Genomic DNA, 22,386 nt, shown 5'->3' with positions numbered 1-22,386 from the left:
CGCGCGTTCGGTCATTGTCGCCGTGATGCCCGAACCACACGACCAGCCGATCCTCGTTCCCGTCCTCGGCGACCAGTTGACCCGCACCCTCGCGAGCCTGCGCGGCCGGACCAAGGACGACACTGTCATCCTGATAATGGAGGTCTGGGACGAGGCGACCTATGTGAAGCACCACAAGCAGAAGATCGTCCTCATTTTCTCGGCCATGCGCCATTTCGCGAAGGAGCTGCGCGAGGCCGGATGGACGGTCGATTACGTGAAGCTCACAGATGAGGGCAATTCGGGCAGCTTCACCGGCGAGGTCGCCCGCGCGGTCGAACGCCATGATCCGCGCGCGATCCATGTCACCGAGGCGGGCGAATGGCGGGTCCAGCAAGGCATCGAGGAATGGCCGGACAAGTTCGCCTGCGAGGTCGAGATCTTTCCCGACGACCGATTCCTGTGCCCCATCGCCGATTTCCGCGACTGGGCCGAGGGGCGCAAGCACCTCACGATGGAGCATTTCTACCGCGAGATGCGGCGAAAGACCGGGCTGCTGATGGGCGAGGACGGCAAGCCCGTGGGGGGCGACTGGAACTATGACAGCGAGAACCGCCAGCCGCCCAAGGAGGGCATGGACCCGCCCGCAGCCCCCGATTTCGAACCCGATGCCATCACCCGCGAGGTGATCGAGCTCGTCGACGAGACCTTCGGCGACCATTTCGGCGATATCGAACCCTTCCGCTGGCCCGTCACCTCCGACGAGGCACAAAAGGCCGCCGACGCCTTCTTCGCCCACAGGATCGAGAAATTCGGCCCCTACCAGGACGCGATGGTGCACGGGCAGGACGACCTTTATCACTCGATGCTCTCGACCAGCCTCAATTGCGGCCTGCTCGATCCGCTCGAGATGTGCCGCCGCGCCGAGCAGGCCTATGAGGACGGCCGCGCACCGCTCAATTCGGTCGAGGGCTTCATCCGCCAGATCATCGGCTGGCGCGAATATGTTCGCGGCTTCTACTGGCTGCTGATGCCGGGGCTTGAAAGCGACAACGCCCTCAATGCCCAGCGCGCGCTGCCCGAATTCTTCTGGACCGGCGAGACCGACATGCGCTGCCTTGCCGACTGCATCCGCTCCACCCGCGAGGACGCCCATGCGCACCACATCCAGCGGCTGATGGTGCTCGGCAATTTCTGCCTGCTTGCAGGGATCGATCCGCGCGCGGTGCAGGACTGGTATCTCGTCGTCTATGCCGACGCCTATCAATGGGTCGAACTGCCCAATGTCTCTGGCATGATCCTTTATGCCGACGGCGGCAGGCTCGCGACCAAGCCCTATGCGGCGTCGGGCAATTACATCAACAAGATGTCGGATTACTGCCGCGAATGCCGCTATTCGGTCAGCAAGAAGACCGGCGAGGATGCCTGCCCGTTCAACCCGCTCTACTGGCATTTCATGGACCGCTACCGCGAACGGCTGGAAAGCAATCACCGCGTCGGGCGGATCTATGCGACCTGGGACCGGATGGGAGAGGACAAGCAGCGCGCCTATCTCGATACCGCACAGGGCTTTCTCGACAGCCTGACCCCGGCGCGAAAGGGCTGGGCGCGGGCCGACGACTGATTCGGCCCCGATTCGCGCCAACCGTCGCTGGGCGAGAACGCTGCGGCGAATTCAGCGGAAATTCATGCCGGCCAAATGCGACGGCGCGCGCCGGTCAACCGGGCAGGACGTTGCCCGAACGCGACGAAACCGGCCCCGGATTCAGTATGGGTTAAGGCATCAAGTGAGTGTTGCAAGCAACTGAACATAATATGCAATTTCCTTACACTGCTTCCGGCATCGGGCGCAATGTGATACATACTTTCCCCGGAGCGCTCCTACCTTTCCACCCCCTCACGTAGGAGTATCAAAGTGGCCTTACCTTCATCCCGGTTCACCGCCGGGCTAGCCGCCGCTGCGCTGGCCGCGACCGCCGCGCCCGCCCATGCCTATGACTTTCCGTGTTTCGAGGACGGGATGGTCGAATCCGCCCGGATCCACGACCTGCGCGTCATGCTGATGGTCTCCGCGCTCAAATGCCGGTTCGACAATCCGCGGACCCTGCGCGAATATACCGGCCTGCTGGAACAGCGCGAGGCCGAGTTCAGCTTTCACGGCCAGCGCGTGCGCGAGGATTTCATCGACCGGCTCGGCGCGGGTCGCGGCAATTCCGAATTCCAGAGCTACAACACGCGGCTGTCGAACTACCATTCGCAGGTCCAGCCGACCCGCGAATTGTGCGCGGATTCGAGCGCGTTCATGCGCCTTGCCCGACGGGCGAACAATACCGAGCTTGCGACCCTGTCGAAGCTCGTGACCAATCGCGCGGTGCCGACCTGCGCGGTCCCCGCTAGAGGCGCCGAGGCGCGTTTTGTCCCTCCGGCGCGCGAAAGCGACCCGTTCGCCGATGTCCCGGCCCCGCGCTGGGAACAGGCAGCGCCCGTACCTGATGCCGAAAGCGCGCCGGAAATGATGGACGGCGTGCCGACCTACACCGCGCCCGGCGCCATGCGCGAAACCCGGCCCGAACCGCTCGAGACGGTCGACGTCCCGGCACAGTCGGACAATGCCCGGATCGCATCGGCCGAGGATGCCGCGAACGTGGCCGCCGATGCCGCCGCATCGGGCGATGATGCCAAGATCGACCAGGCGATCGCCGCGCTTTCCGCCGCGGCAGAGGCACTGCGCGAGCTCAAGACCGCGCCGTGACGCGGCCATGCGCCCAAGGGTCCATGGTGGAGGACCCCGGGCGGCGCGCGGGCCACAGGCTCCCGCAAAAGGGCCGGCCAAAGCGAAGACTGGATGCAAGGGGGGTTGGTGGCCCTCTTTTTTTCGCCCCTTTTCTTGCGGCTTTTCCTTTTCCAATCCCCCCTGCCTGCCCTAGGACGGCGCGCGAGCGGGCCTCGGCCCAAGGGGAGACACACCATTCTTACGATCCATCACCTTCGCATCTCGCAATCCGAACGCATCGTCTGGCTGTGCGAGGAACTGGGGCTCGACTACGAGCTCAAGCTTTATGACCGTGATCCCGAAACGCGGCTCGCCCCGCCTGAATTGAAAGCGATCCATCCGATGCAGATCGCGCCGGTGATCGAGGACGGCGACGTGAAACTCGGGGAAAGCGGGGCGATCGTCGAATACATCGTCGGCAGATACGCGCCCGACAGCGATCTTGTCCCCGGCCCCGACGACCCGGATTTCGCCGATCATCTCTACTGGTTCCACTTCGCCAATGCGACTTTCATGACCAATGGCATGATGCAGATCGCGGTCGGTTTCGTCGGGGCAGAGATGCCCGCGCCGCTGATGAAGCGGGTGACCAATGCGTGGGACCAGATCGAGCGGCGGCTGGGCGAAGCGGACTATTTCGGCGGCCGCCGGCTGACGACGGCCGACATCATGATGGTCTTTCAATTGACCACCAGCCGCGCCTTTCGCGAACAGCCGATCGACGACAGGCCCAATCTCAAGGCCTATCTGAAGCGCATCGGCGCGCGCGATGCCTACCAGCGGGCAATGGCCAAGGCAGAGCCGGGTTTCCCGCCCAAGCTCGATTGAGCGGGCCGGCCGGACGGGAACGCTCCGGCGCGCAAACCGTCGGTCCTGCATGACCTATTCCTTCGACACGCCGTGCCGGGTCGAGCAGCAGGTCCGCGCGATCGCCGATTACCAGATCGGCGCAGCGCTCGGTGAGCTGGATCGGGACGAGGAAGACCGCGAGGACATCGTCCATGACGTGCGCCTGCGGTGCAAGAAGCTGCGCGGGCTCATCCGCCTCGTGCGGCCCGCCTTCGCCGGTTACAAGGCCGAGAACGCCGCCTTTCGCCACATCGCCCACCTGTTCGAGGACATGCGCGATGCCAAGGTCATGCAGGACACCTATGATGCGCTGATCGCCGCCTTCGAGGACCAGGTCGACCGCAGCGCCTTCGCCAGCGTGCGGCGCGAGATGACGAGCCGGCGCAAGGCCGTGCTCGCCCGCGCGGACTGGGATGCGCTGCGCGGCAAGGCGCGCGAGGCCCTTGTCGAAGCGCGCGATCGGGCGCGCGGCTGGAGCCTTGAGGCCGAAGGGTGGGACGCGATCGAAGACGGGCTCGCCAAGACGCACAAGCGCGCGGTGAAGGCGATGGACAGGGCCGTGCGCGATCCCACCGGCCCCAACCACCACGAATGGCGCAAGCGGGCGAAATACCACTGGTATCACACGCGCCTTCTCAAACATGCCTTCCCGCAGGCGCTCAAGCCGCGCGCGGCGACGATCAAGGACCTGTGCGACATGCTGGGCGACCATCACGACATGCATGTCTTCATCGAGACGCTCGAGGGCGAACCGGGCGCATTCGGCGAAGCGGAGACGATCGCGCTGCTTCGCGCCATGGCCGAGCGCCGCAGCGAGGAACTCGAAAACGAGGCGCGGGCGCTCGGCGACAGGCTGTTCGCCGAAGGAACGGGCGCCCTCACCGCGCGGATTGGTGCGTATTGGTCGGCCTGGGAAACGCAGGCGCAGCCGGCCGACGCCGCCTGAAACCGGCGAGGCCGGTATGCCGCCCGCTATCGACTAACAAAAATCATCATTATCAACACTTTGCCAATCCTACCTCACGGCTCGTCGGAACATGCGGAGGAATTCGGAACGGATCTCCCCCCGCATGACTTTCATGAACCAAACCCCGGACGAAAAAACGAGGAGAGGATGAACATGACCGACCACACGACCACTGGCACCAACCGCACGCAGGAAGCAGGCGGCGTCAAGCACACGCTCAACAAGGCCGTCGATGCGGCCGGCGGAATGGTGGGGCAAGCGGGAGCCGCGACCACCGACAAGGCGCCCGATTTCGTCGAAAGCGCCGCGATCAGCGACATGTACGAAATCCAATCGAGCCGCATCGCGCTCGATCGGACGCAGAACCCGGCCGTGCGCGAAGCGGCGCAGAAAATGATCGACGATCACACCGACAGCTCGGCCAAGCTCGAGACCGCGGTGCAGCAATCGCCGAAGGTCGAAACGTCGAACGTGCCGAACGAACTCGACAAGCGCCGCGAGAAGATGATCGAACACCTGCGCGAGGCGCCCGCCGATGCATTCGACCGGACCTATCTCAAGCAGCAGGTCATGGCGCACGAAGAGGCGACGAAGCTGATGCACACCTATCGCGACGACGGCGATTGCCAGGTCCTGCGCAGTTTCGCGACCGAGGTTTCACCGGTGATCGAGAGCCATCTCGACCACATGAAACGGCTGGAGACCAGTATGCCGCGCTGATCGGCGAACCGAATGAAAGAGCGCAAGGGCGCGGACCGTCGAACGGCGTTCCGCGCCCTTTTCGCATGAATCAATCGCCCCGTTCGCGGCGCAGCAATTCGCGCTTGATCGCCTCGCCATAGGCATAGCCGCCAAGGCCCCCGTCGGCCGCGATCACCCGGTGGCAGGGGATCAGCACCGCGACCCGGTTTGCTCCGTTCGCCCCGCCCACCGCACGCGCCGCGCCCGGCTGGCCCAGGGCAGCGGCGAGTTCGCCGTAGGAGCGCGTTTGGCCCGGCGGTATTCGGCGCAGTTCCTCCCACACACGGTGCTGGAAAGCGGTGCCATGCACGTCGAGCGGGATCGAGCGCGCGTCTTCGCCGGGCTGGTCGATCGCGGCCACGGCGCGGTCGAACAGCGCGCGCTCGCGCGCACCGGCTGGCATGAGCTGCGCTCCCGAAAAGCGGCGTTGCAGGCCGTTTTCGCTGTCTTCGAAAGCAAGGCAGCAAATCCCGTTTTCGCTGGCGGCGAGCAGCACCGGCCCGAGCGAGGTGGAGCGCACCTGCCAGCCGATCGACCGGGATCGCCAGTGCCGTGTCACTGCGGCGAGATCGCGTTCGCCACGCCGCGACTGCGCGCCCGGAGCGCATCGACGCTCTCCCCGTCGGGGCGGTAATCATGGGTGTGAACCGCGAAGCTCGCCGTCCCAACAAGCGTTATGCAGCTTCCCGCAAACGTCGTGGCCATCTGCTGCCCGGCAGCGACGTCGAGCGTCCCGGACATGTAAGCGCAATCCTCGTCGTAGCCGGCATAGCCGTAATTCCTGCCATCCACCTTGAGCTTGCCATCACTCATGGTTTCGACGTCGCGCGCGCCGACCTGCTTGCCTTCCTCGACCGCATCGCCGTTGAGCTGTTCGGCAATGAGCCTGATGAAGGTCGATTTCGGCAGGTTCATGGCGGGAACTGCCCGCGGGGTCTTGATCAGGATGTAATGGCCGGACGGCTCTTCGCAGTTCCTGAGATGGAGCACGGTTTCATTCTGCGAATCGCCTGCGGCCATCTGTTTCGACATCGCCTGATATTCCTTGCCGGGCAGGCAGAACCCCTCGGGAATGGCGAGCGAATAGGCCTTGCCCTGCCATGCGAACTCGGCACTTTCGGCCTCCTCGACTGATTGAGCCGCGGCAGGCAGCGGGGCGGCGGCGATCGCGAGGATTGCGGTCAGCATGCCAAGTCTCATGAACGGTTCCATGTTGCATCGTAGCGGAAGAAGGAGGAAGCGCCGTATGTGCCTCTGAAGGCGACATTCCATCACGGCCCTGGCGAAAGCAAGGCTGCAGACAGGCGAAGCATGCTCTACCGCGCGACCATGAACGATTCTCTGGCCATTTCCCGCCTGCTGCGCCGCGCCGCGACGGCGTTTGCAGCGCTCGTGCTGGCCGCTGCGCTCGCCGTGCCCGTGGCGCCTCTTTCAGCCCCGGCCCGCGCCGATGCCGGGGACATCGAAGCCGCCGCCCGCGGCGTCGTGCGGGTCGTGCTGATCGCGCGCGACGGGGAAGAGCTCGTGCCGGTCACCCATGGCAGCGGCTTTGCCGTCACGCCGACGATGATCGTCACCAATGCCCATGTCATTCGCGAAGCGCTGCAGGACGACAGCCTGCGCATCGGCATCGTCCCGAGCGAAGGCGATGACGGGGCCTATGCCCGCGCCGTCGCCGTGTCCCCGCGCAACGATCTCGCGCTGGTCGAAATCGTCGACGGCTCGCTGCGCCTGCCGCCGTTGACCCTGTCGGGCGAAGCGCAGCGCGGGCTCGGCGAGGTTTCGGCGGTCGGTTATCCGATGAATGTTGACCTCGCGCAGGGACTTGAACTGGGCGACATCTTCCGCGCCCAGCCGCCGGTCAAGAGCCGCGGCTTTCTATCGGGCGAACGACCGAGCAGGCAGTTCGACACGATCCTCCACACCGCCCCGATCGCGCGCGGCAATTCGGGCGGGCCGCTTCTCGATGCCTGCGGGCGGGTTCTGGGGGTGAATTCCTTCGGCGCGGATTCGAACGGGTCGGATGCGGAATTCTACTTCGCGGTCTCGCTGCGCGAACTCATCCCCTTCCTGCGCGCGAACGAGATCGACCCCCGGGTCAATGCCCTGCCCTGCCGCTCGATCGACGACCTGAACGCGGCAGAGCGCGCCCGCTTCGACGCCCAGCGGGCCGAGGCACGGGCGAAACTGCAGGCGCGCGAGCAGGAGCTGCGCGAAACCCGTGACAAGGCGCGGATCGCCGCGCTGCTGGCGGTGAGCGAGGAACGCGAGAACGCGATGGCGATCGCCGCGGTGCTGCTGCTCATGGGCGGCGGCGCGGGCTTCATGGCGGCGCAGTTCCGGCGCAGGGCGCTCACCGGCGAAGCCAGCCAGACCCCGGCGCTTCTCGTCGCCGGCCTTGCGGGTGCCGCGCTGATCGGCGCGGTGCTGGTCTGGATCACGCGCCCCGGCTTCGCGGAGGTCGAGGACCGCGTCGCCGCGGCGATGGAGGCGCAAGGCGCCGCTTCGGGCGCGGGGGAAGATGAAGGCGCCGGACCGCCCGCCAGCCTCGCGCGCGACGGGACGCTGATCTGCTCGCTGGTCCCGGACCGCAGCCGCATCGTGACCGCGCGCACCGACGACGTACAGTTCGACTGGGCCGGCGACGGCTGCGTCAATTCGCGGACGCAATATGGCCTGATGGATGGCGAATGGACCCGCGTCTTCGTTCCCGATGACGAGGAAGCGGTCGCGATCAACATCTACGATCCCGACAGCCGGACCTTCCGCACCGACCGCTACCTCCTAGGGCGCGAGGCGATGGCCGAAGCGCGCCGGGTGCGCGACGCCTACGACCCGCCGGCCTGCGGACTGACCGATTCCGGGCGGATCGTCGCCGAGCAGCAATCGGCGGTGATGGCGCTCCTGCCCGACCGCCCGAACGAACGGCTGATCTTTTCGTGCAGGCCCAAGGGCGCCGGCGGCTCAAACACCGGCGGGTAAGGCGGCTGCCCGGCTTCAAGCTGCTGTGATTGCACGCCCTGCAATCTGTTCACCGGCGCAAATCGTGGTATGATGTCACATCCGGGGGCCAACCTTGGAATAAGGAGAGCTTGACCATGAAATTCGCCTCCAGCCTGCTCATCGCCGCTGCCGCGCTCGGTCTTTGCGCCCCGCCCGCAGCCGCCGCTCAGCAAAGCGAAGATGCGAAGCGCAGCAGCGTCAACCTGCGCACCGAGGGTGTAGGCGAGCCGATCGTCGTCGTCGGCGACCTCGAGCTCGAAGAGGATCGTGTGCGCGACGCGGTGCGCGACATCGCGATGCGCGGTCGCTCGTTCGACGAACCGCTCATGAAATACCAGGATCCGCTTTGCGTGACCGTGGCGGGATTCGGCGCGGTGCTGGGTCCTCGGATCGAGGAACGGATCAGGATGCAGGCGCGGGTCGTCGGCGCGAAGGTCGCCGAGCCGGGCTGCGCGCCCAATGCGACGGTGATCATGGTCGACCGGCCCAAAGTGCTGATCGAGCGGATGCGACAGCAGCGGCGCGACCTTTTCTCCCCGGGGGCGCTCCGCCAGATCGACACGGCGCTTAACCGGGGCGATCCGGCGATCCACTGGTTCGTTGCCGAACGCCGCAATCTGTATGGCGACGCCATGGAGAATTTCGCCGGTGTGGGCGGTCTCGGCGCGCCCGGCATCGCGGGCGAACTTCTCTTCCAGCGCGACGCCCGCTTCGCCTCGCGGATCGAGGTGCCCTTCAGCATCGCGCGGACTGGCTCGGTCGTCGTATTCGATGCCTACAAGCTCGACAACGTTCACCTCGACCAGGTCGCCGATTACGCGGTCATGCGTATTCTCGGCCACCCGCAGCCGCAGGCGGCGCTGGCAGAGGATCAGCCGGACACAATCCTCAACCTTTTCCGGATGGACCCGCTCGAAGCCTCGCACGGCCTTACGCTCATGGACCTCGCCTATCTGCGCGGCCTTTATGCCATGAAGCCGAACGAATCCTCCACCCGGCTCGAAAACTTCACCATCGCGGCCTATCGCGACCTCGTCGAGCTCGGCTGCGAGGAGGCGGGCAATTGCGAAACGGAGCGCGAGCCGGGCTGATGCGGCGAAGGCGGTGGCCATGAAAACGCGGCGGAGGCGGCACTCGAGCAGGAACCTGAGGACATGAAAACTACCTGCGTCTTTCTCGTGGCTGCGATCGCGGCGCTCCTTTCTGGCGCCGGATCCGAAGCCTACGCGCAGGATCGCAGTGCGCCCCGGTCCGGGGACGTCAGCATACGCACCGATGGTGTCGGGGAGCCGATCGTGGTGGTGGGCGACCGCAAGCTCGATGAGGACCGCGTTCGCGAGGCGTTGCGTGACATGGCCAAGCGCGGACGCTCCGCCAGGGAACCGCTCGGGCGTTACCACGATCCGCTCTGCGTGACGGTGGCAGGCTTTGGCGACGTTCTGGGGGCACGCATTGCCGAACGCATCGCCGCGCAGGCACGCATCGTCGGTGCGAACGTCGCCGAACCCGGCTGCACGCCCAATGCGACGGTGGTCATGGTCGACAAACCCGTAGTCCTGCTCGACAGGATGCGGCGCGAGCGGCCGGGCCTTCTTGATGCCGACAGCCTGCGCCGCATCCGCGCAACGCTGCGCAGCGGCCATCCCGCGATAAGCTGGGCTTCGACCGAAAGGCGCGACCAGTTCGGCCGCCAGCTTGCGCCGGGCAATCCCTTGAGCGGATACGAACAGGACAGCCTGTTCAATGAGATGATGTTCGCACGCGACAACCGCTTCCCGTCGCAACTCAACGTCGATTTCAGCATCGCGCGCTCGGGCGCGGTCGTCGTGTTCGACGCCTACAAGATGGACGGCGTCCATCTCGACCAGCTCGCCGATTATGCGGTGATGCGTATCCTCGGCGACCCGCGGCCCGGAACCGATCCCGCGGCGGAGGGGCCGCGCACGATCCTCGACCTTTTCCATGCGGGTCCCGACGCTGCCCCGCCCGGCCTGACACTGGTCGATCTCGCCTACCTCAGGGGAATCTACACCATGAGTCCGACCGAGCCGGCGAGCCGCTTGGAGAGCTTCGCGCTGACCGCCTACGCGGAATTGGCAGGTGACAGTAAGGAAGCGGAGGATGACTGTGCCGAGGAACCGGATGACGCCTGCATTCCGGGCTGAAATCCCGCTGGACCTCTAGTGTGACGCTGCCGGTAGTGTGATGCTGCCGGCGGCTCGGACATCAGGATGGTAGGGCTCGTCTTGGCCATGGCGGCCACAAACCGTCCACTGCGCCGGACCACCGTTTTCGAATGGGCCGACTGGCCTGCGTGTCTTCTTCGTCGTGCGAAAAGAGCGAGACGCCGATCTCGACGCTGCAATTCGGGGCCATCGGGCGCATCTCCATCGATCCCCCCGCATCACCCGGCGCAATGGGGCGTTTTCGCCTTGCCGGGGCAGCCGGCCGCTTGTGCGAAACGCTGTCCAGAGAATCGCCGCCCCATGCTTGCAACATCCCACCCCCGGTGCTAGGCGCGCGCCAGCCTTGCGGCAGGGGTCATCGACGCCCCCTTTTCGCGCGAGGCGCAGCATCGTTTTCTCGGACCTCCAAGAGGATCTCAAGCGCGTGGATATTTCCGCCGGTATACAGGCCAGCCTAGCGGGGCGTTATGCCGCTGCCCTTTTCGAACTGGCGAGCGAGAATGGCACCGTCACCGCCGTCGAGCGTGATCTCGAAACGCTCCGGCAGGCGCTCGCCGAATCGCCGGAGCTGCGCGGAGTGACCAGCACTCCGCAGCTCTCGCGCGGGGCACAGGGCGAAGCGATCGCGGGCGTCGCGAAGTATCTCGGCCTGTCCGATCTCACCACGAATTTCCTCGGCGTGCTGGCGGAAAACCGCCGCCTCTCGAAGCTCACCGACATGATCACCGCGTTCAAGGCCATCGCCGCCGCCCAGCGTGGCGAAGTCAGCGCCAAGGTCACCAGCGCGCATCCGCTTTCGGACGAACAGCTCGCCAGGCTCAAGGATAAGCTGACCGCGCGCGAAGGCCGCACAGTCATGCTCACCGCCGACGTCAATCCGGACCTGCTCGGCGGTCTCGTCGTCACGATCGGTTCGCAGCGCATCGACGCCTCGATCCGCACCCGTCTCAACTCGCTTTCGCAGGCCATGAAGGCCTAACCAGACAGCCATAAGGGCTCAAAGGAACACGAAACATGGAAATCCGCGCCGCAGAAATCTCCAAGGTCATCAAGGACCAGATCGCCAATTTCGGCACCGAAGCCGAAGTCAGCGAAGTCGGCTCCGTGCTCAGCGTCGGCGACGGGATCGCCCGCATCCACGGCCTCGACAAGGTGCAGGCCGGCGAGATGGTCGAATTCGTCGGCACTGACGGCGCAGCCAGCATCCAGGGCATGGCGCTCAACCTCGAAGCCGACAATGTCGGTGTCGTGATCTTCGGGTCCGACAGCACGATCAAGGAAGGCGACACGGTCAAGCGGACCGGCACCATCGTCGACGTGCCCGTCGGCAAGGGCCTCCTCGGCCGCGTGGTCGATGCGCTGGGCAACCCGATCGACGGCAAGGGCCCGATCGAAGCCGCCGAACGTCGCCGCGTCGAAGTGAAGGCGCCGGGCATCATCCCGCGCGAATCCGTTTCCGAGCCGGTGCAGTCGGGCCTCAAGGCGATCGACGCGCTCGTGCCCGTCGGCCGCGGTCAGCGCGAACTCATCATCGGTGACCGCCAGACCGGCAAGACCGCCGTCGCGATCGACACCTTCATCAACCAGAAGGGCATCAATGCGGGCGACGACGAGGGCAAGAAGCTCTATTGCGTCTATGTCGCCGTCGGTCAGAAGCGTTCGACCGTCGCGCAGATCGTCAAGCAGCTCGAGGAAAACGGCGCGATGGAATATTCCATCGTCGTTGCCGCGACCGCTTCGGAGCCTGCCCCGCTGCAATATCTCGCGCCCTATACCGGCTGCGCGATGGGCGAATTCTTCCGCGACAACGGCATGCACGCCGTGATCGTCTATGACGACCTTTCCAAGCAGGCCGTCGCCTACCGCCAGATGTCGCTCCTGCTGCGCCGTCCTCCCGGCCGCGAAGCGTATCCGGGCGACGTGTTCTATCTCCACTCCCGCCTGCTCGAGCGCGCCGCGAAGATGAATGCGGACAACGGCTCGGGCTCGCTCACCGCGCTGCCGATCATCGAAACGCAAGCGGGCGACGTGTCAGCCTACATCCCGACCAACGTGATCTCGATCACCGACGGCCAGATCTTCCTTGAAACCGACCTGTTCTACCAGGGTATCCGCCCCGCGATTAACGTCGGCCTTTCCGTGTCGCGCGTGGGCGGTGCGGCCCAGACCAAGGCGATGAAGAAGGTCTCGGGTTCGATGAAGCTCGACCTTGCTCAGTACCGCGAAATGGCGGCCTTCGCGCAGTTCGGCTCCGACCTCGACGCCGCGACGCAGAAGCTGCTCAATCGCGGCGCGCGCCTGACCGAGCTGCTCAAGCAGCCGCAGTTCTCGCCGATGCCCTTCGAGGAACAGACCGTGTCAATCTATGCCGGCACCAACGGCTATCTCGACAGCGTGCCGGTCGACCGCGTGACCGATTACGAAGAGCAGATGCTCGCCTATATGCGGTCCGAACACGGCGCCGTGCTGGAGGAAATCCGCACCACGCAGAAGTTCGAGGATTCGACGCGCGACAAGGTTGTCGCCGCGCTCGACGCCTTCGCCAAGCAGTTCGCCTAAGGAGCGCGCCAGGTGGCCAGCCTCAAGGAACTCAAGGGCCGGATCAACTCGGTCAAGTCGACCCAGAAGATCACCAAGGCCAAGCAGATGGTCGCGGCGGCCAAGCTGCGCCGCGCGCAGGCCGCGGCCGAGGCCGCGCGTCCCTATGCCGAGCGGCTGGCGGGCGTCATGGCGAGCCTCGCGGGGCGCGTGTCCGGCGACAACGCGCCGAAGCTGCTCGCCGGGACCGGATCCGACCGGCGCAACCTGATTGTCGTCGTCAACACCGACAAGGGCCTGTGCGGCGGTCTCAACGCGAACCTCGTCAAGGCTGCCAAGGCCAAGGCGCGCGAATTGCTGGCGCAGGGCAAGGAGATCGAATTCTACCTCGTCGGCAAGAAGGGCCGCGCGCCCTTGAAGCGCGATTTCGCCAAGCAGATCGGCGGCGGCTTCGACACGAGCGAGGTCAAGACGCCCGGTTTCGAGGAAGCCGACGCGATCGCGGCCGAACTGATCGAAATGTACGAAGCGGGCAAGTTCGACATCGCGCATCTCATCTACCCGACCTTCAAGTCGGCACTGGTGCAGGATCCGACCGTCAACCAGCTCATCCCGGTCCCCTCGCCCGACAGCGCGAACACGGACGAAGCCATGGTCGAATACGAACCGGGCGAGGAGGAAATCCTCGAGGAACTGCTCCCGCGCTACGTCAAGACGCAGCTCTTCGGCGCGCTGCTCGAACGCGAGGCGTCGGAACAGGGCGCCTCGATGACCGCGATGGACAATGCGACGCGCAATGCGGGCGAGCTCATCAAGGATCTCAACATCGAGTACAACCGCAGCCGCCAGGCCGCGATCACGACCGAGCTGATCGAAATCATCGCCGGCGCGGAGGCATTGTAATGCGCATCACCCCTTCCCTCTTCATCGCCCTCGCCGTGCCGCTGGCCCTCGCCGCGTGCGGCGACCCGGTCGATCCCGACAAGCTCGAGGAAGTCGCCGCCGAGCCTACGACGCCCTCGATCCTCGAAGCGGAACCGGGTGAGGAAGAGGCGCTCGGCGAGACCGCCGAACTCGAAGCGGACGAGAACGTCCCGAGCCTCGCCGAGGTCCAGCTCGCCCTCGCCCAGTGCGAATACGAGGACGAAGTGATCGAGGCGACCTGCACCACCGGCGACAATGCCGAGCAGTTCACCTGCCGCTACAAGCTCGAAAGCGACCTGCCCGAAACCGACCGCGAGCTCACCATGGCCGCAGACGGCACGTCCTACAGTCTCGTCGAAGTCCCCGAAGACTGCCCCATCCAGTAATTAAACAGCCATAGGAATTCACGAAATGGCCACCGCCCCCGCATTGAACCAGACCACGAACGGCACGATCAGCCAGGTCATCGGCGCCGTCGTCGACGTCCAGTTCGAAGGTGAACTGCCGTCGATCCTCACCGCTCTCGAAACGAAGAATGGCGACACCACGCTCGTCCTCGAAGTCGCCCAGCACCTCGGCGAGAACACCGTGCGCACCATCGCGATGGACGGCACGGACGGCCTTGTTCGCGGCCAGGAAGTGGTCAACACCGGCCGGCAGATCAGCGTGCCCGTGGGCCCCAAGACGCTGGGCCGGATCATGAACGTCGTTGGCGAAGCGATCGACGAGCGCGGCCCGATCGGTGCCGACCAGACCATGCCGATCCACGCTCCGGCTCCCGAATTCATCGATCAGTCGACCGAAGCGAGCATTCTCGTCACCGGCATCAAGGTCATCGACCTCCTCGCCCCTTACGCCAAGGGCGGAAAGATCGGCCTGTTCGGCGGCGCGGGCGTCGGGAAGACCGTGCTGATCCAGGAACTCATCAACAACATCGCCAAGGGCCACGGCGGCGTGTCGGTCTTCGCGGGCGTCGGTGAACGCACCCGCGAGGGCAATGATCTCTACCACGAATTCCTCGACGCGGGCGTCATCGCCAAGGATGCCGATGGCAACGCGACGAGCGAAGGCTCCAAGGTGGCGCTCGTCTTCGGCCAGATGAACGAGCCTCCGGGCGCGCGTGCCCGCGTGGCGCTTTCGGGCCTGACCATGGCCGAATATTTCCGCGACCAGGAAGGCCAGGACGTGCTCTTCTTCGTCGACAACATCTTCCGCTTCACGCAGGCGGGTTCGGAAGTGTCGGCGCTGCTCGGCCGTATCCCGTCCGCGGTGGGCTATCAGCCGACGCTGGCGACCGACATGGGGAACCTGCAGGAACGCATCACCTCGACCACCAAGGGCTCGATCACCTCGGTCCAGGCGATCTACGTGCCTGCGGACGACCTTACCGACCCGGCGCCCGCCACCTCCTTCGCGCACCTCGATGCGACCACGACGCTGTCGCGCGCGATTTCGGAGCTGGGCATCTACCCGGCGGTCGATCCGCTCGACTCCACCAGCCGCGTTCTCGAACCGCGCGTCGTCGGCCAGGAGCATTACGAGACCGCTCGCCGCGTTCAGGAGACGCTGCAGAAGTACAAGTCGCTCCAGGACATCATCGCCATTCTCGGCATGGATGAACTGTCGGAAGAGGACAAGCTGACGGTCGCGCGCGCGCGCAAGATCCAGAAGTTCCTCTCGCAGCCCTTCCACGTGGCCGAAGTCTTCACCAACATCCCGGGCGTGTTCGTCCAGCTCGAAGACACGGTGAAGAGCTTCAAGGCGGTCGTCGAAGGCGAATACGACCATCTGCCCGAAGCGGCCTTCTACATGGTCGGCGGGATCGACCAGGCCGTCGAAAAGGCCGCCAAGCTCGCCGAGGACGCATAAGCGCGATGGCACTCCACTTCGAACTCGTCACTCCGGCCAAGCTGGTTCGCTCCGAGGACGTCCACATGGTCGTCGTGCCCGGGGCAGAAGGCGAATTCGGCGTGCTCGAGGGCCACGCGCCCTTCATGTCGACGATCCGCGACGGCGAGGTGCGGGTCTACAAGAGCGAAGGCGCGGCGCCCGAGACGATCGAGGTGCGCGGCGGTTTCGCCGAAGTCGGCGCGAACGGCCTCACCGTGCTCGCGGAGCATGTCGAGGGCTGAGCGCTCGATCCAGCGAATGAAGAACCAAAGGGCGGCCCTGCAAGGGGTCGCCCTTTTTTGATTCTTCCCCTTCACATCGAGGCGGCATCCGGTCACATCTGCGTCAAGCAATTCCGTTCAGGAGAGGACACTTGAAGCTTGTATCAACCCTTCCACTGGCAGCCGCGATGACCCTGACCTCGATGACCGGCGCGAACGCGCAGAGCAATTCCGAAACCGCCCCGGGCGTACCCGGTCCCGAAGAGGACCCTTACATCTGGTTGGAGGAAGCGCGCTCGGAGACGGCGCTCGAATGGGTCGAAAAGGAAAACGAGCGCACCCTCGCCGCTCTCGAAAGCGACCCGCGCTTCGAACAGTTAAAGGCCGAAGCGCTCGCCATCTATGACAGCGAGGACCGGATCCCCTACGTCTCCTTCCGACCGGACGGGCTGTACAATTTCTGGCAGGACAAGGAGAATCCCAAGGGGCTCGTCAGGCGCACCACCCTGGAGAGCTATCGCAGCGACGAGCCCGAATGGGAAACCGTGCTCGACATCGATGCGCTCGCCGCCGCAGAGGGCAGGGAATGGGTCTACAAGGGTTCGACCTGTCTGCCGCCCGCTCTCAACAAGTGCATGATCGCGCTCTCCGACGGAGGCGAGGACGCCACCGTGATGCGCGAATTCGACACTTCGACCAAGACCTTCGTCGAAGGCGGCTTCGTGCTCAATGAAAAGAGCCAGGGCGGCATCTCGTGGATCGACGAGAATACCCTGCTGGTGAACCGCGATTTTGGCGATGGCACGCTGACCGAGAGCGAATATCCCTTCACGAGCCGCGTCTGGAAGCGCGGCACCCCGATTTCCCAAGCCGAGGAAATCTTCCGCGGCGAGCCCTCCGACGTGTGGGCCGGCGCTAGCCTGTTGCGCGATGCCAGCGGCACGATCCAGGCGCGCACGGCGTTCCGCGGCGTGAGCTTCCACGAAAGCGTCTATTACGTCTGGAAGGACGGTGAATGGCTAGAACTCGACATCCCGAAAAAGGCCTCGCCCTACGGCATCGTTGACGGGCACCTGCTGTTCTCGACCGATGTCGAATGGGAGACGCAGGGGCAGAGGTTCCCGGCCGACAGCCTGATCGCGGTCGATCTCGAGGAGTGGAAGGCCGATCCCAATGGCGCCGCAAGGACGCTGGTGTGGGCACCCGGCGAGCGTCAGACCAAGCGTGGCGGGTCGGTCACCGCGCAGGCACTCTATGTCGGCCTGCTCGACAATGTCGTCGGCAAGGTGCTCAAGTTCAATTACGCAGACGGTGCATGGATCAGCGAGGAAGTCGACCTGCCTGACAACGCGACGGTCGGGATCGCGGCGAGCTCGAACGAGACCGACCAGGTCATGTTCACCGTCACCGATTTCCTCAACCCGACGACGCTCTATTACTCGGACGGCGATAGTGCTCCCGAGATCATCAAGACCTCGCCCTACTATTTCGACAAGGCGGGCATGGAGGTCGAACAGCATGAGGCGTCGAGTGCGGACGGGACGAAAATTCCCTATTTCATCGTCAAGCCCGCAGGGATGAAACTGGACCGCGCGACTCCGACATTGCTGACCGGCTACGGCGGCTTCCAGATTCCGCGTCTGCCCGGCTATCTCGGCACGACCGGCAAGCTGTGGCTCGAACGCGGCGGGGCCTATGTCCTTGCGAACCTGCGCGGCGGAGGCGAGTTCGGACCCGGCTGGCACCAGAGCGCGATACGCGAGAACAAGCAGCGCACGTGGGATGATTTTCTCGCGGTGGCCGAGGACCTTGTAGAGCGCGGCTTCACCAGCCCCGACCATCTCGGCATCCAGGGCGGCTCGCAGGGCGGCCTTCTGGTCGGGACCGCATTCACCCAGCGACCCGACCTGTTCGGCGCGGCGATCGTGCAGATCCCGCTGTTCGACATGCTGCGCTATCACCTGATCGGGCGCGGCGCTTCGTGGATCGGCGAATATGGCGACCCGCGCATCCCCGAACAGCGCGCCTGGATCGAAGGCTATTCGCCCTACCAGATGATCGCCGAGGAGGAGGACTACCCTGCCCCCTTCCTGTGGGCATCGACCGCCGATGATCGCACCCACCCCGCCCATGCGAGAAAGGGCGCGGCCAAGCTGAAGGCGCAGGGGCACGATTACTATTATTTCGAGGACATGACCGGCGGCCATTCGGGCGGGGTCGACAATGAACAGCGCGCCAAGCTCGAGGCGCTCCAACATGTCTACCTGATGCAGCGCCTGATGGACGACCGCTCGGGCGGCTGATTCGCCCGTCCGCATGAAGCGCCAAAGGAAGGGCGGCCCGCTTCATTGCGGGCCGCCCTTTCGCTTTCTTCCGCCGCCTTTGTAAGGCATTCCGACAATCGCTCTTCGCTTCGTCGCAGATGGCGCACGAGGGGTGTCGGCAACGCTGTCTTAACCACCTTTCGAAAGTCGGGCTTAAGCCTGAGAGCCGCTCTCTTGCGTCACACAGGGGCGAGAAGGGAGTGAGACATGGCTTATCCGAAAGACATTTCCATCGCCGAGGCGATCAAGCGTTACGGCCTGCCGCCGAGCCACCGGGTCCATTGGTCCCCCGCGCGCAAGGCGGGCGTGGTGCGAGCCGTGCGCGAACAGGCGATCAGCTTCCACGAAGCGCGCGAGCGATACCTGCTCAGCCGCAGCGAATTCGAACAATGGGAACGCGATTTCGTGGGGACGAGCGCGCGCGAAAGCAACCTCGAAGAGGCGTGATCGCCTATTCGCGCGGTTCCTCGACTTCGATCATGACCTCGTTCCGGCGCAGGGGCCCGGGCACCATCGGGGCATCGTAGAAAGCGTATTCAAAGGTGCCCTTCGACCGCAGTCCCTGCGCCTCGATCCATTCGGCGAGCATCTGCTCCATGTCAGCAAGATCGGCTGCCGACCCGTTTCCGGCAAAGCGCACCGCTGCCATGCGGCGGGCCGGGATCTCGGTCAGGGTGATGTCGGAGGGCGGTTCGGGCAAGGTGCCCAGCGTGTACTTCGCGGGCATCACGAAGCGCATGCGCCAACTGTCCTTGGCGACCTGTTCCTCCATCACCGGCGCGGTCATCGCGATCTTCTCGTCCTCGGCAACGCGGTCCTGCAGCACGGGCGAGGTCATGGCGATCCGCTCGCCCCCGGCCGGCCGATCCTGCGCGAAGATATAGGCGGCAAGGCGGCGGAAGCTGCGCGAACTCGCCGCCTGGCGGGTACCGATATGGGTGATCTCGGCCACAACGAGCGCCGGATAATCGCGCAGTTCGAATGCCCCGTCGACAGCCACTGAGGCATAATCGGGCTCTTCGGTGTCGCGATACTGGGCGTAGGCCATGGCGGCTCCGGCAAGGGCGAGCGCGCTGCCCGCGGCGATCCAGAATGTCTTTCTCATGCCGGTAAAGCCCCCTGGGACTGCGAAGGTTCCCGCGCCCGCTTCACGTCCGCGTCGGCGCGTGAAAATCGGGCGGCCTGGTGCTGATCCAGCGCACGAACTTCGCGATTTCCGGCTTCGCGCGGATCAATTCGGGCGCATCGCCGATCCGGGCGAGTTCGGCATTGGTGAAATTGGCGTGGATGGTCTTGTGGCAGATCGGATGAACCGGGACGGTGGTGCGCCCCTTTTTCGACCTCGGCACGGGGTGATGCCACTGGATGCGCGTCGCGAAGGGACGACCGCAAAGCCAGCAGACGCGATCCTCGCCCGCGCTCAAGCCGCTAACTGGGTCAGCGACAGTGTGTTGCCGTCGGGATCTTTCATCCAGCAGACCCTGGCCCCATCGGGAGCCGTCCAGACATCGCGTTCGTCCTGGTCGAGGAAATCGAAACGCACGAAGCGGGCGCCGCGATCGTACAGCCGGTCGCGTTCGGCCGCGATATCCTCGACCAGCCAGCCGATCGCGGTGAAAGGGTGCGGCTCGAATGTCTCGACCTTCTGGACCCGCAGCATCGTGCCGCCGGCATCGAATTCGATCGAGAAGGGATTGTCGTCCTTCAGCGCGAAGCCCATCACGTCCGCGTAGAAGGCCCGCGCTTCCTCGGCGCGGGCAGTGGCGATGAACAGGATCGGGGCCACGCTCACTTCTCCCTTTTCGATCCTTCCTTCTTCTTCTTCATCGTATCATGGAATCGGTCCGCCCAGCCGGGTTTCATCAGCTGTTCGGCGCGCACCATGCGCAATTCGCCCGCCGCCACGTCGCGACTGACGGTGGAGCCGGCGGCGACGATCGCGTCGGGGCCGATATTGACCGGAGCGACGAGAGCGCTGTTCGATCCGATGAAGGCGCGTTCGCCGATATGGGTCTGGTACTTGAAATAGCCGTCGTAATTGCAGGTGATCGTGCCCGCACCGATATTGGCGCCCGCACCCACGGTCGCATCGCCGATATAGGAGAGGTGGCTGGCCTTGGCGCCCTTGCCCAGGACGGCCTTCTTCATCTCGACGAAATTGCCGACGAAGCTGCCCTCCTCCATCACCGCGCCCGGGCGCAGGCGGGCGAAGGGGCCGACCGATGCGCCGCTTGCGATGGTCGCGCCCTCGATATGGCAATAGGCCTTGATGTGGACGTGATCGGCTACGCTCACGCCGGGGCCGAACACGACATGCGGTTCGATCGTCACGTCGCGGCCGATCTGGGTGTCCCAGCTGAAGAACACCGTGTCGGGCGCGATGAGTGTCGCGCCGTCGGCCATTGCCCGTTCGCGCCGCACGGCCTGCCAGCGCGCCTCCACGCGAGCGAGTTCCGAGCGCGAATTGATGCCGGCGACCTCGTCCGGATCGTCGGTGATGACGACCGCGCAGACCCGCCCGTCGGCAATCGCGATGTTGACGATGTCGGGAAGGTAATATTCGCCCTGCGCGTTGTCATTGCCGACCCGGGCGAGCAGCGCGAACAGATCGCCTGCCTTCGCTGCCATCAGGCCCGAATTGCACAGGTGGCAGGCGCGCTCGCCTTCATCCGCGTCCTTGTATTCAACCATCTTGATGATCGCGCCGTCATCGTCGGCGATGACGCGGCCATAGGCGAGCGGATCATCGGGTTCGAAGCCCAGCACCACCACGGCGGGCGCATCTGGTTCGTTCAGTCGTTCGAGCATCGCGCGCATCGTTTCTGCGCGCACGAACGGCACGTCGCCATACAGGACGAGCGCGTCGCCATCGAATCCGTCAAGCAGCGTTTCGGCCTGCTGCACCGCGTGACCGGTGCCGAGCTGCGGTTCCTGCAGGCAGGTTTCGGCCCTGCCCTCCACCGCTTGCTCGATCTGGTCGCGCCCCGCGCCGACCACGACCACCTGCCGAGCCGCGCCCAGTTGATCGACCGCGGCCATGAGATGACCGAGCATCGGCCTCCCGGCGATCGGGTGGAGCACCTTGTGAAGGTCGCTCTTCATGCGGGTGCCCTTGCCCGCGGCGAGGATGATGGCGGCGAAATCGTGCATGCGTCCCCCTTAGGATGGAGCGTGCCTGCCCGCAAATGCTTGCGATTTGAAGTCGTCTCGCGCCGCGTGTCCATGTATGGGAGCGGGCATGACGGATTTTCGATTTTCGGCGGTCGGATTCGACCTCGACGGCACCCTTCTCGACACGTTCCGCGACCTTGGCGCAGCGGTCAATTACGCGCTCTCGCTGGGCGGTTTCGCGCCGGTCCCGGTCGGCAGTTCGAAGGACCTGATCGGCGGCGGGGCAAAGATCATGCTGGCCCGGGCGGTGCAGGCACAGGGCGGGCTCGCCGGGGGTCTGGAGGGCGACGATTTCCGCGCGCTCTACAAGGCGATGCTGCAATATTACGCCGACAACAATGCGGTCCACACCGAGCCTTTCGACCATGCCCGCCGCGTCGTCGACGAGCTCGCCGCCAAGGGCGTCAAGATGGCCGTCGTAACCAACAAGTTCGAGGAATTCGCCCGTTCGATCCTCACCCAGCTCGATTTTCTCGACCCGTTCGAAACGGTCATCGGCGGCAATTCGATCGGCAAGGGCGAAGACGGCAGATACATCTCCAAACCCGATCCTGCCCCCGTCATCGAGGCGCAGAAGCGCTGCGGGATCGAGGATCCCGACCGCTTCGTCTTCATCGGCGATTCGACCTATGACGTGAAGGCCGCACGCGGTGCGGGCGTGAAGGTGGTCGCGGCCGGGTACGGTTATTGCGACCGCCTGCCCGGCGATCTTGGTTCGGATGCGGTGATCGATTCGCTCGATGAACTGATCCCCGCGCTTCAAGCGCTCTGACCGGACTGCCGCTACGGCACGGCTGGAGGCCCTGTTCCCCCTACCGAG

At 65.1% G+C, this 22,386-nt stretch carries 23 protein-coding genes; 17 read left to right on the top strand and 6 right to left on the bottom strand.

The window, feature by feature from the left end:
* Positions 1-25: 25 nt before the first annotated feature.
* The 5 genes from Ga0102493_RS05370 to Ga0102493_RS05350 all read left to right on the top strand — a co-directional run bounded on the left by Ga0102493_RS05370 (position 26) and on the right by Ga0102493_RS05350 (position 5,288).
* Positions 26-1,603, top strand: a complete 1,578-nt coding sequence (locus tag Ga0102493_RS05370; protein WP_034903952.1) for a cryptochrome/photolyase family protein — start codon at positions 26-28, stop codon at positions 1,601-1,603.
* A gap of 291 nt (positions 1,604-1,894) precedes the next feature.
* Positions 1,895-2,731, top strand: coding sequence for a hypothetical protein (locus Ga0102493_RS05365; RefSeq protein ID WP_150132423.1), 837 nt, complete (start codon positions 1,895-1,897; stop codon positions 2,729-2,731).
* A gap of 135 nt (positions 2,732-2,866) precedes the next feature.
* On the top strand, positions 2,867-3,580 hold the full coding sequence (locus Ga0102493_RS05360; RefSeq protein ID WP_236922305.1) for a glutathione S-transferase family protein: 714 nt from the start codon (positions 2,867-2,869) through the stop codon (positions 3,578-3,580).
* Positions 3,581-3,629: 49 nt separating this feature from the next.
* Complete coding sequence (locus Ga0102493_RS05355; protein ID WP_051697985.1) at positions 3,630-4,547, top strand: CHAD domain-containing protein; 918 nt, start codon at positions 3,630-3,632, stop codon at positions 4,545-4,547.
* A gap of 174 nt (positions 4,548-4,721) precedes the next feature.
* The gene (locus Ga0102493_RS05350) at positions 4,722-5,288 is read left to right on the top strand and encodes a DUF4142 domain-containing protein (protein WP_161490044.1); all 567 of its coding nucleotides are present in this window, start codon (positions 4,722-4,724) and stop codon (positions 5,286-5,288) included.
* 70 nt (positions 5,289-5,358) lie between these two features.
* Here the strand turns inward: Ga0102493_RS05350 and Ga0102493_RS16455 are convergent, their stop codons facing one another.
* Together Ga0102493_RS16455 and Ga0102493_RS05340 are read right to left on the bottom strand one after the other, a co-directional pair.
* Positions 5,359-5,868, bottom strand: coding sequence for a methylated-DNA--[protein]-cysteine S-methyltransferase (locus Ga0102493_RS16455; RefSeq protein WP_081845651.1), 510 nt, complete (start codon positions 5,866-5,868; stop codon positions 5,359-5,361).
* Positions 5,865-6,509, bottom strand: a complete 645-nt coding sequence (locus Ga0102493_RS05340; protein WP_150132422.1) for a hypothetical protein — start codon at positions 6,507-6,509, stop codon at positions 5,865-5,867. The genes Ga0102493_RS16455 and Ga0102493_RS05340 overlap by 4 nt, the downstream gene beginning before the upstream one ends.
* 129 nt (positions 6,510-6,638) lie before the next feature.
* Here Ga0102493_RS05340 and Ga0102493_RS05335 point away from each other — a divergent pair, with 129 nt between their 5' ends.
* From Ga0102493_RS05335 to Ga0102493_RS05285, 11 genes are all read left to right on the top strand, one after another.
* Positions 6,639-8,291 (top strand): S1 family peptidase, encoded by a 1,653-nt coding sequence (locus tag Ga0102493_RS05335; protein WP_069297593.1) that lies wholly within the window; start codon positions 6,639-6,641, stop codon positions 8,289-8,291.
* A gap of 116 nt (positions 8,292-8,407) precedes the next feature.
* Positions 8,408-9,403, top strand: coding sequence for a hypothetical protein (locus Ga0102493_RS05330; protein WP_034903960.1), 996 nt, complete (start codon positions 8,408-8,410; stop codon positions 9,401-9,403).
* Between the two features lie 63 nt (positions 9,404-9,466).
* Entirely contained in the window at positions 9,467-10,477 is a 1,011-nt protein-coding gene (locus tag Ga0102493_RS05325) for a hypothetical protein (RefSeq protein ID WP_069297465.1), read from the top strand.
* A gap of 445 nt (positions 10,478-10,922) precedes the next feature.
* Positions 10,923-11,477 carry a F0F1 ATP synthase subunit delta gene (locus tag Ga0102493_RS05320; RefSeq protein ID WP_034903962.1) on the top strand — a complete coding sequence of 185 codons (555 nt, stop codon included), beginning with the start codon at positions 10,923-10,925 and terminating at the stop codon, positions 11,475-11,477.
* 35 nt (positions 11,478-11,512) lie between these two features.
* Entirely contained in the window at positions 11,513-13,057 is a 1,545-nt protein-coding gene (gene atpA, locus Ga0102493_RS05315; RefSeq protein ID WP_034903964.1) for a F0F1 ATP synthase subunit alpha, read from the top strand.
* 12 nt (positions 13,058-13,069) lie between these two features.
* Entirely contained in the window at positions 13,070-13,939 is an 870-nt protein-coding gene (locus tag Ga0102493_RS05310) for a F0F1 ATP synthase subunit gamma (RefSeq protein ID WP_034903966.1), read from the top strand.
* Positions 13,939-14,346 carry a hypothetical protein gene (locus Ga0102493_RS05305; protein ID WP_034903968.1) on the top strand — a complete coding sequence of 136 codons (408 nt, stop codon included), beginning with the start codon at positions 13,939-13,941 and terminating at the stop codon, positions 14,344-14,346. Before Ga0102493_RS05310 ends, Ga0102493_RS05305 begins: the two co-directional genes overlap by 1 nt.
* A gap of 25 nt (positions 14,347-14,371) precedes the next feature.
* Positions 14,372-15,829 (top strand): F0F1 ATP synthase subunit beta, encoded by a 1,458-nt coding sequence (gene atpD / locus Ga0102493_RS05300; protein WP_034903970.1) that lies wholly within the window; start codon positions 14,372-14,374, stop codon positions 15,827-15,829.
* 5 nt (positions 15,830-15,834) lie between these two features.
* On the top strand, positions 15,835-16,092 hold the full coding sequence (locus tag Ga0102493_RS05295) for an ATP synthase F1 subunit epsilon (protein ID WP_034903975.1): 258 nt from the start codon (positions 15,835-15,837) through the stop codon (positions 16,090-16,092).
* A gap of 131 nt (positions 16,093-16,223) precedes the next feature.
* The gene (locus Ga0102493_RS05290) at positions 16,224-18,374 is read left to right on the top strand and encodes a prolyl oligopeptidase family serine peptidase (protein WP_034903980.1); all 2,151 of its coding nucleotides are present in this window, start codon (positions 16,224-16,226) and stop codon (positions 18,372-18,374) included.
* Positions 18,375-18,602: 228 nt separating this feature from the next.
* The gene (locus Ga0102493_RS05285; RefSeq protein ID WP_034903983.1) at positions 18,603-18,842 is read left to right on the top strand and encodes a DUF1153 domain-containing protein; all 240 of its coding nucleotides are present in this window, start codon (positions 18,603-18,605) and stop codon (positions 18,840-18,842) included.
* Between the two features lie 4 nt (positions 18,843-18,846).
* Here the strand turns inward: Ga0102493_RS05285 and Ga0102493_RS05280 are convergent, their stop codons facing one another.
* Genes Ga0102493_RS05280 through glmU form a run of 4 tightly spaced genes read right to left on the bottom strand, consistent with a single transcriptional unit; the run spans position 18,847 to position 21,545 of the window.
* Complete coding sequence (locus Ga0102493_RS05280; protein ID WP_034903986.1) at positions 18,847-19,500, bottom strand: SOUL family heme-binding protein; 654 nt, start codon at positions 19,498-19,500, stop codon at positions 18,847-18,849.
* A gap of 43 nt (positions 19,501-19,543) precedes the next feature.
* Positions 19,544-19,819, bottom strand: coding sequence for an HNH endonuclease (locus tag Ga0102493_RS05275; protein ID WP_034903987.1), 276 nt, complete (start codon positions 19,817-19,819; stop codon positions 19,544-19,546).
* The gene (locus Ga0102493_RS05270) at positions 19,816-20,187 is read right to left on the bottom strand and encodes a VOC family protein (protein WP_034903990.1); all 372 of its coding nucleotides are present in this window, start codon (positions 20,185-20,187) and stop codon (positions 19,816-19,818) included. The genes Ga0102493_RS05275 and Ga0102493_RS05270 overlap by 4 nt, the downstream gene beginning before the upstream one ends.
* Entirely contained in the window at positions 20,184-21,545 is a 1,362-nt protein-coding gene (gene glmU, locus Ga0102493_RS05265; RefSeq protein WP_034903992.1) for a bifunctional UDP-N-acetylglucosamine diphosphorylase/glucosamine-1-phosphate N-acetyltransferase GlmU, read from the bottom strand. Before glmU ends, Ga0102493_RS05270 begins: the two co-directional genes overlap by 4 nt.
* Positions 21,546-21,633: 88 nt before the next feature.
* Between glmU and Ga0102493_RS05260 the strand changes: the two genes are divergently transcribed.
* A complete protein-coding gene (locus tag Ga0102493_RS05260) occupies positions 21,634-22,338 on the top strand; it encodes an HAD-IA family hydrolase (protein WP_034904138.1) in 705 nt (234 codons plus the stop codon).
* Positions 22,339-22,386: the final 48 nt, after the last annotated feature.

This window comes from Erythrobacter litoralis, assembly GCF_001719165.1.
Classification (GTDB): domain Bacteria; phylum Pseudomonadota; class Alphaproteobacteria; order Sphingomonadales; family Sphingomonadaceae; genus Erythrobacter; species Erythrobacter litoralis.
The sequence above is the reverse complement of the archived record's forward strand: the minus strand, read 5'-3'. Positions and strand labels throughout refer to the sequence as shown.

What these genes read in the sequence shown, in the direction of transcription:
- Ga0102493_RS05335 (WP_069297593.1), top strand. Translation starts at nt 6,639, where the DNA reads ATGAACGATTCTCTGGCCATTTCCCGCCTGCTGCGCCGCGCCGCGACG.
- Ga0102493_RS05325 (WP_069297465.1), top strand. Translation starts at nt 9,467, where the DNA reads ATGAAAACTACCTGCGTCTTTCTCGTGGCTGCGATCGCGGCGCTCCTT.
- Ga0102493_RS05305 (WP_034903968.1), top strand. Translation starts at nt 13,939, where the DNA reads ATGCGCATCACCCCTTCCCTCTTCATCGCCCTCGCCGTGCCGCTGGCC.
- Ga0102493_RS05370 (WP_034903952.1), top strand. Translation starts at nt 26, where the DNA reads ATGCCCGAACCACACGACCAGCCGATCCTCGTTCCCGTCCTCGGCGAC.
- Ga0102493_RS05330 (WP_034903960.1), top strand. Translation starts at nt 8,408, where the DNA reads ATGAAATTCGCCTCCAGCCTGCTCATCGCCGCTGCCGCGCTCGGTCTT.
- Ga0102493_RS05260 (WP_034904138.1), top strand. Translation starts at nt 21,634, where the DNA reads ATGACGGATTTTCGATTTTCGGCGGTCGGATTCGACCTCGACGGCACC.
- atpA (WP_034903964.1), top strand. Translation starts at nt 11,513, where the DNA reads ATGGAAATCCGCGCCGCAGAAATCTCCAAGGTCATCAAGGACCAGATC.
- Ga0102493_RS05285 (WP_034903983.1), top strand. Translation starts at nt 18,603, where the DNA reads ATGGCTTATCCGAAAGACATTTCCATCGCCGAGGCGATCAAGCGTTAC.
- Ga0102493_RS05280 (WP_034903986.1), bottom strand. Translation starts at nt 19,500, where the DNA reads ATGAGAAAGACATTCTGGATCGCCGCGGGCAGCGCGCTCGCCCTTGCC.
- Ga0102493_RS05295 (WP_034903975.1), top strand. Translation starts at nt 15,835, where the DNA reads ATGGCACTCCACTTCGAACTCGTCACTCCGGCCAAGCTGGTTCGCTCC.
- glmU (WP_034903992.1), bottom strand. Translation starts at nt 21,545, where the DNA reads ATGCACGATTTCGCCGCCATCATCCTCGCCGCGGGCAAGGGCACCCGC.
- Ga0102493_RS05340 (WP_150132422.1), bottom strand. Translation starts at nt 6,509, where the DNA reads ATGAGACTTGGCATGCTGACCGCAATCCTCGCGATCGCCGCCGCCCCG.
- Ga0102493_RS05355 (WP_051697985.1), top strand. Translation starts at nt 3,630, where the DNA reads ATGACCTATTCCTTCGACACGCCGTGCCGGGTCGAGCAGCAGGTCCGC.
- atpD (WP_034903970.1), top strand. Translation starts at nt 14,372, where the DNA reads ATGGCCACCGCCCCCGCATTGAACCAGACCACGAACGGCACGATCAGC.
- Ga0102493_RS05350 (WP_161490044.1), top strand. Translation starts at nt 4,722, where the DNA reads ATGACCGACCACACGACCACTGGCACCAACCGCACGCAGGAAGCAGGC.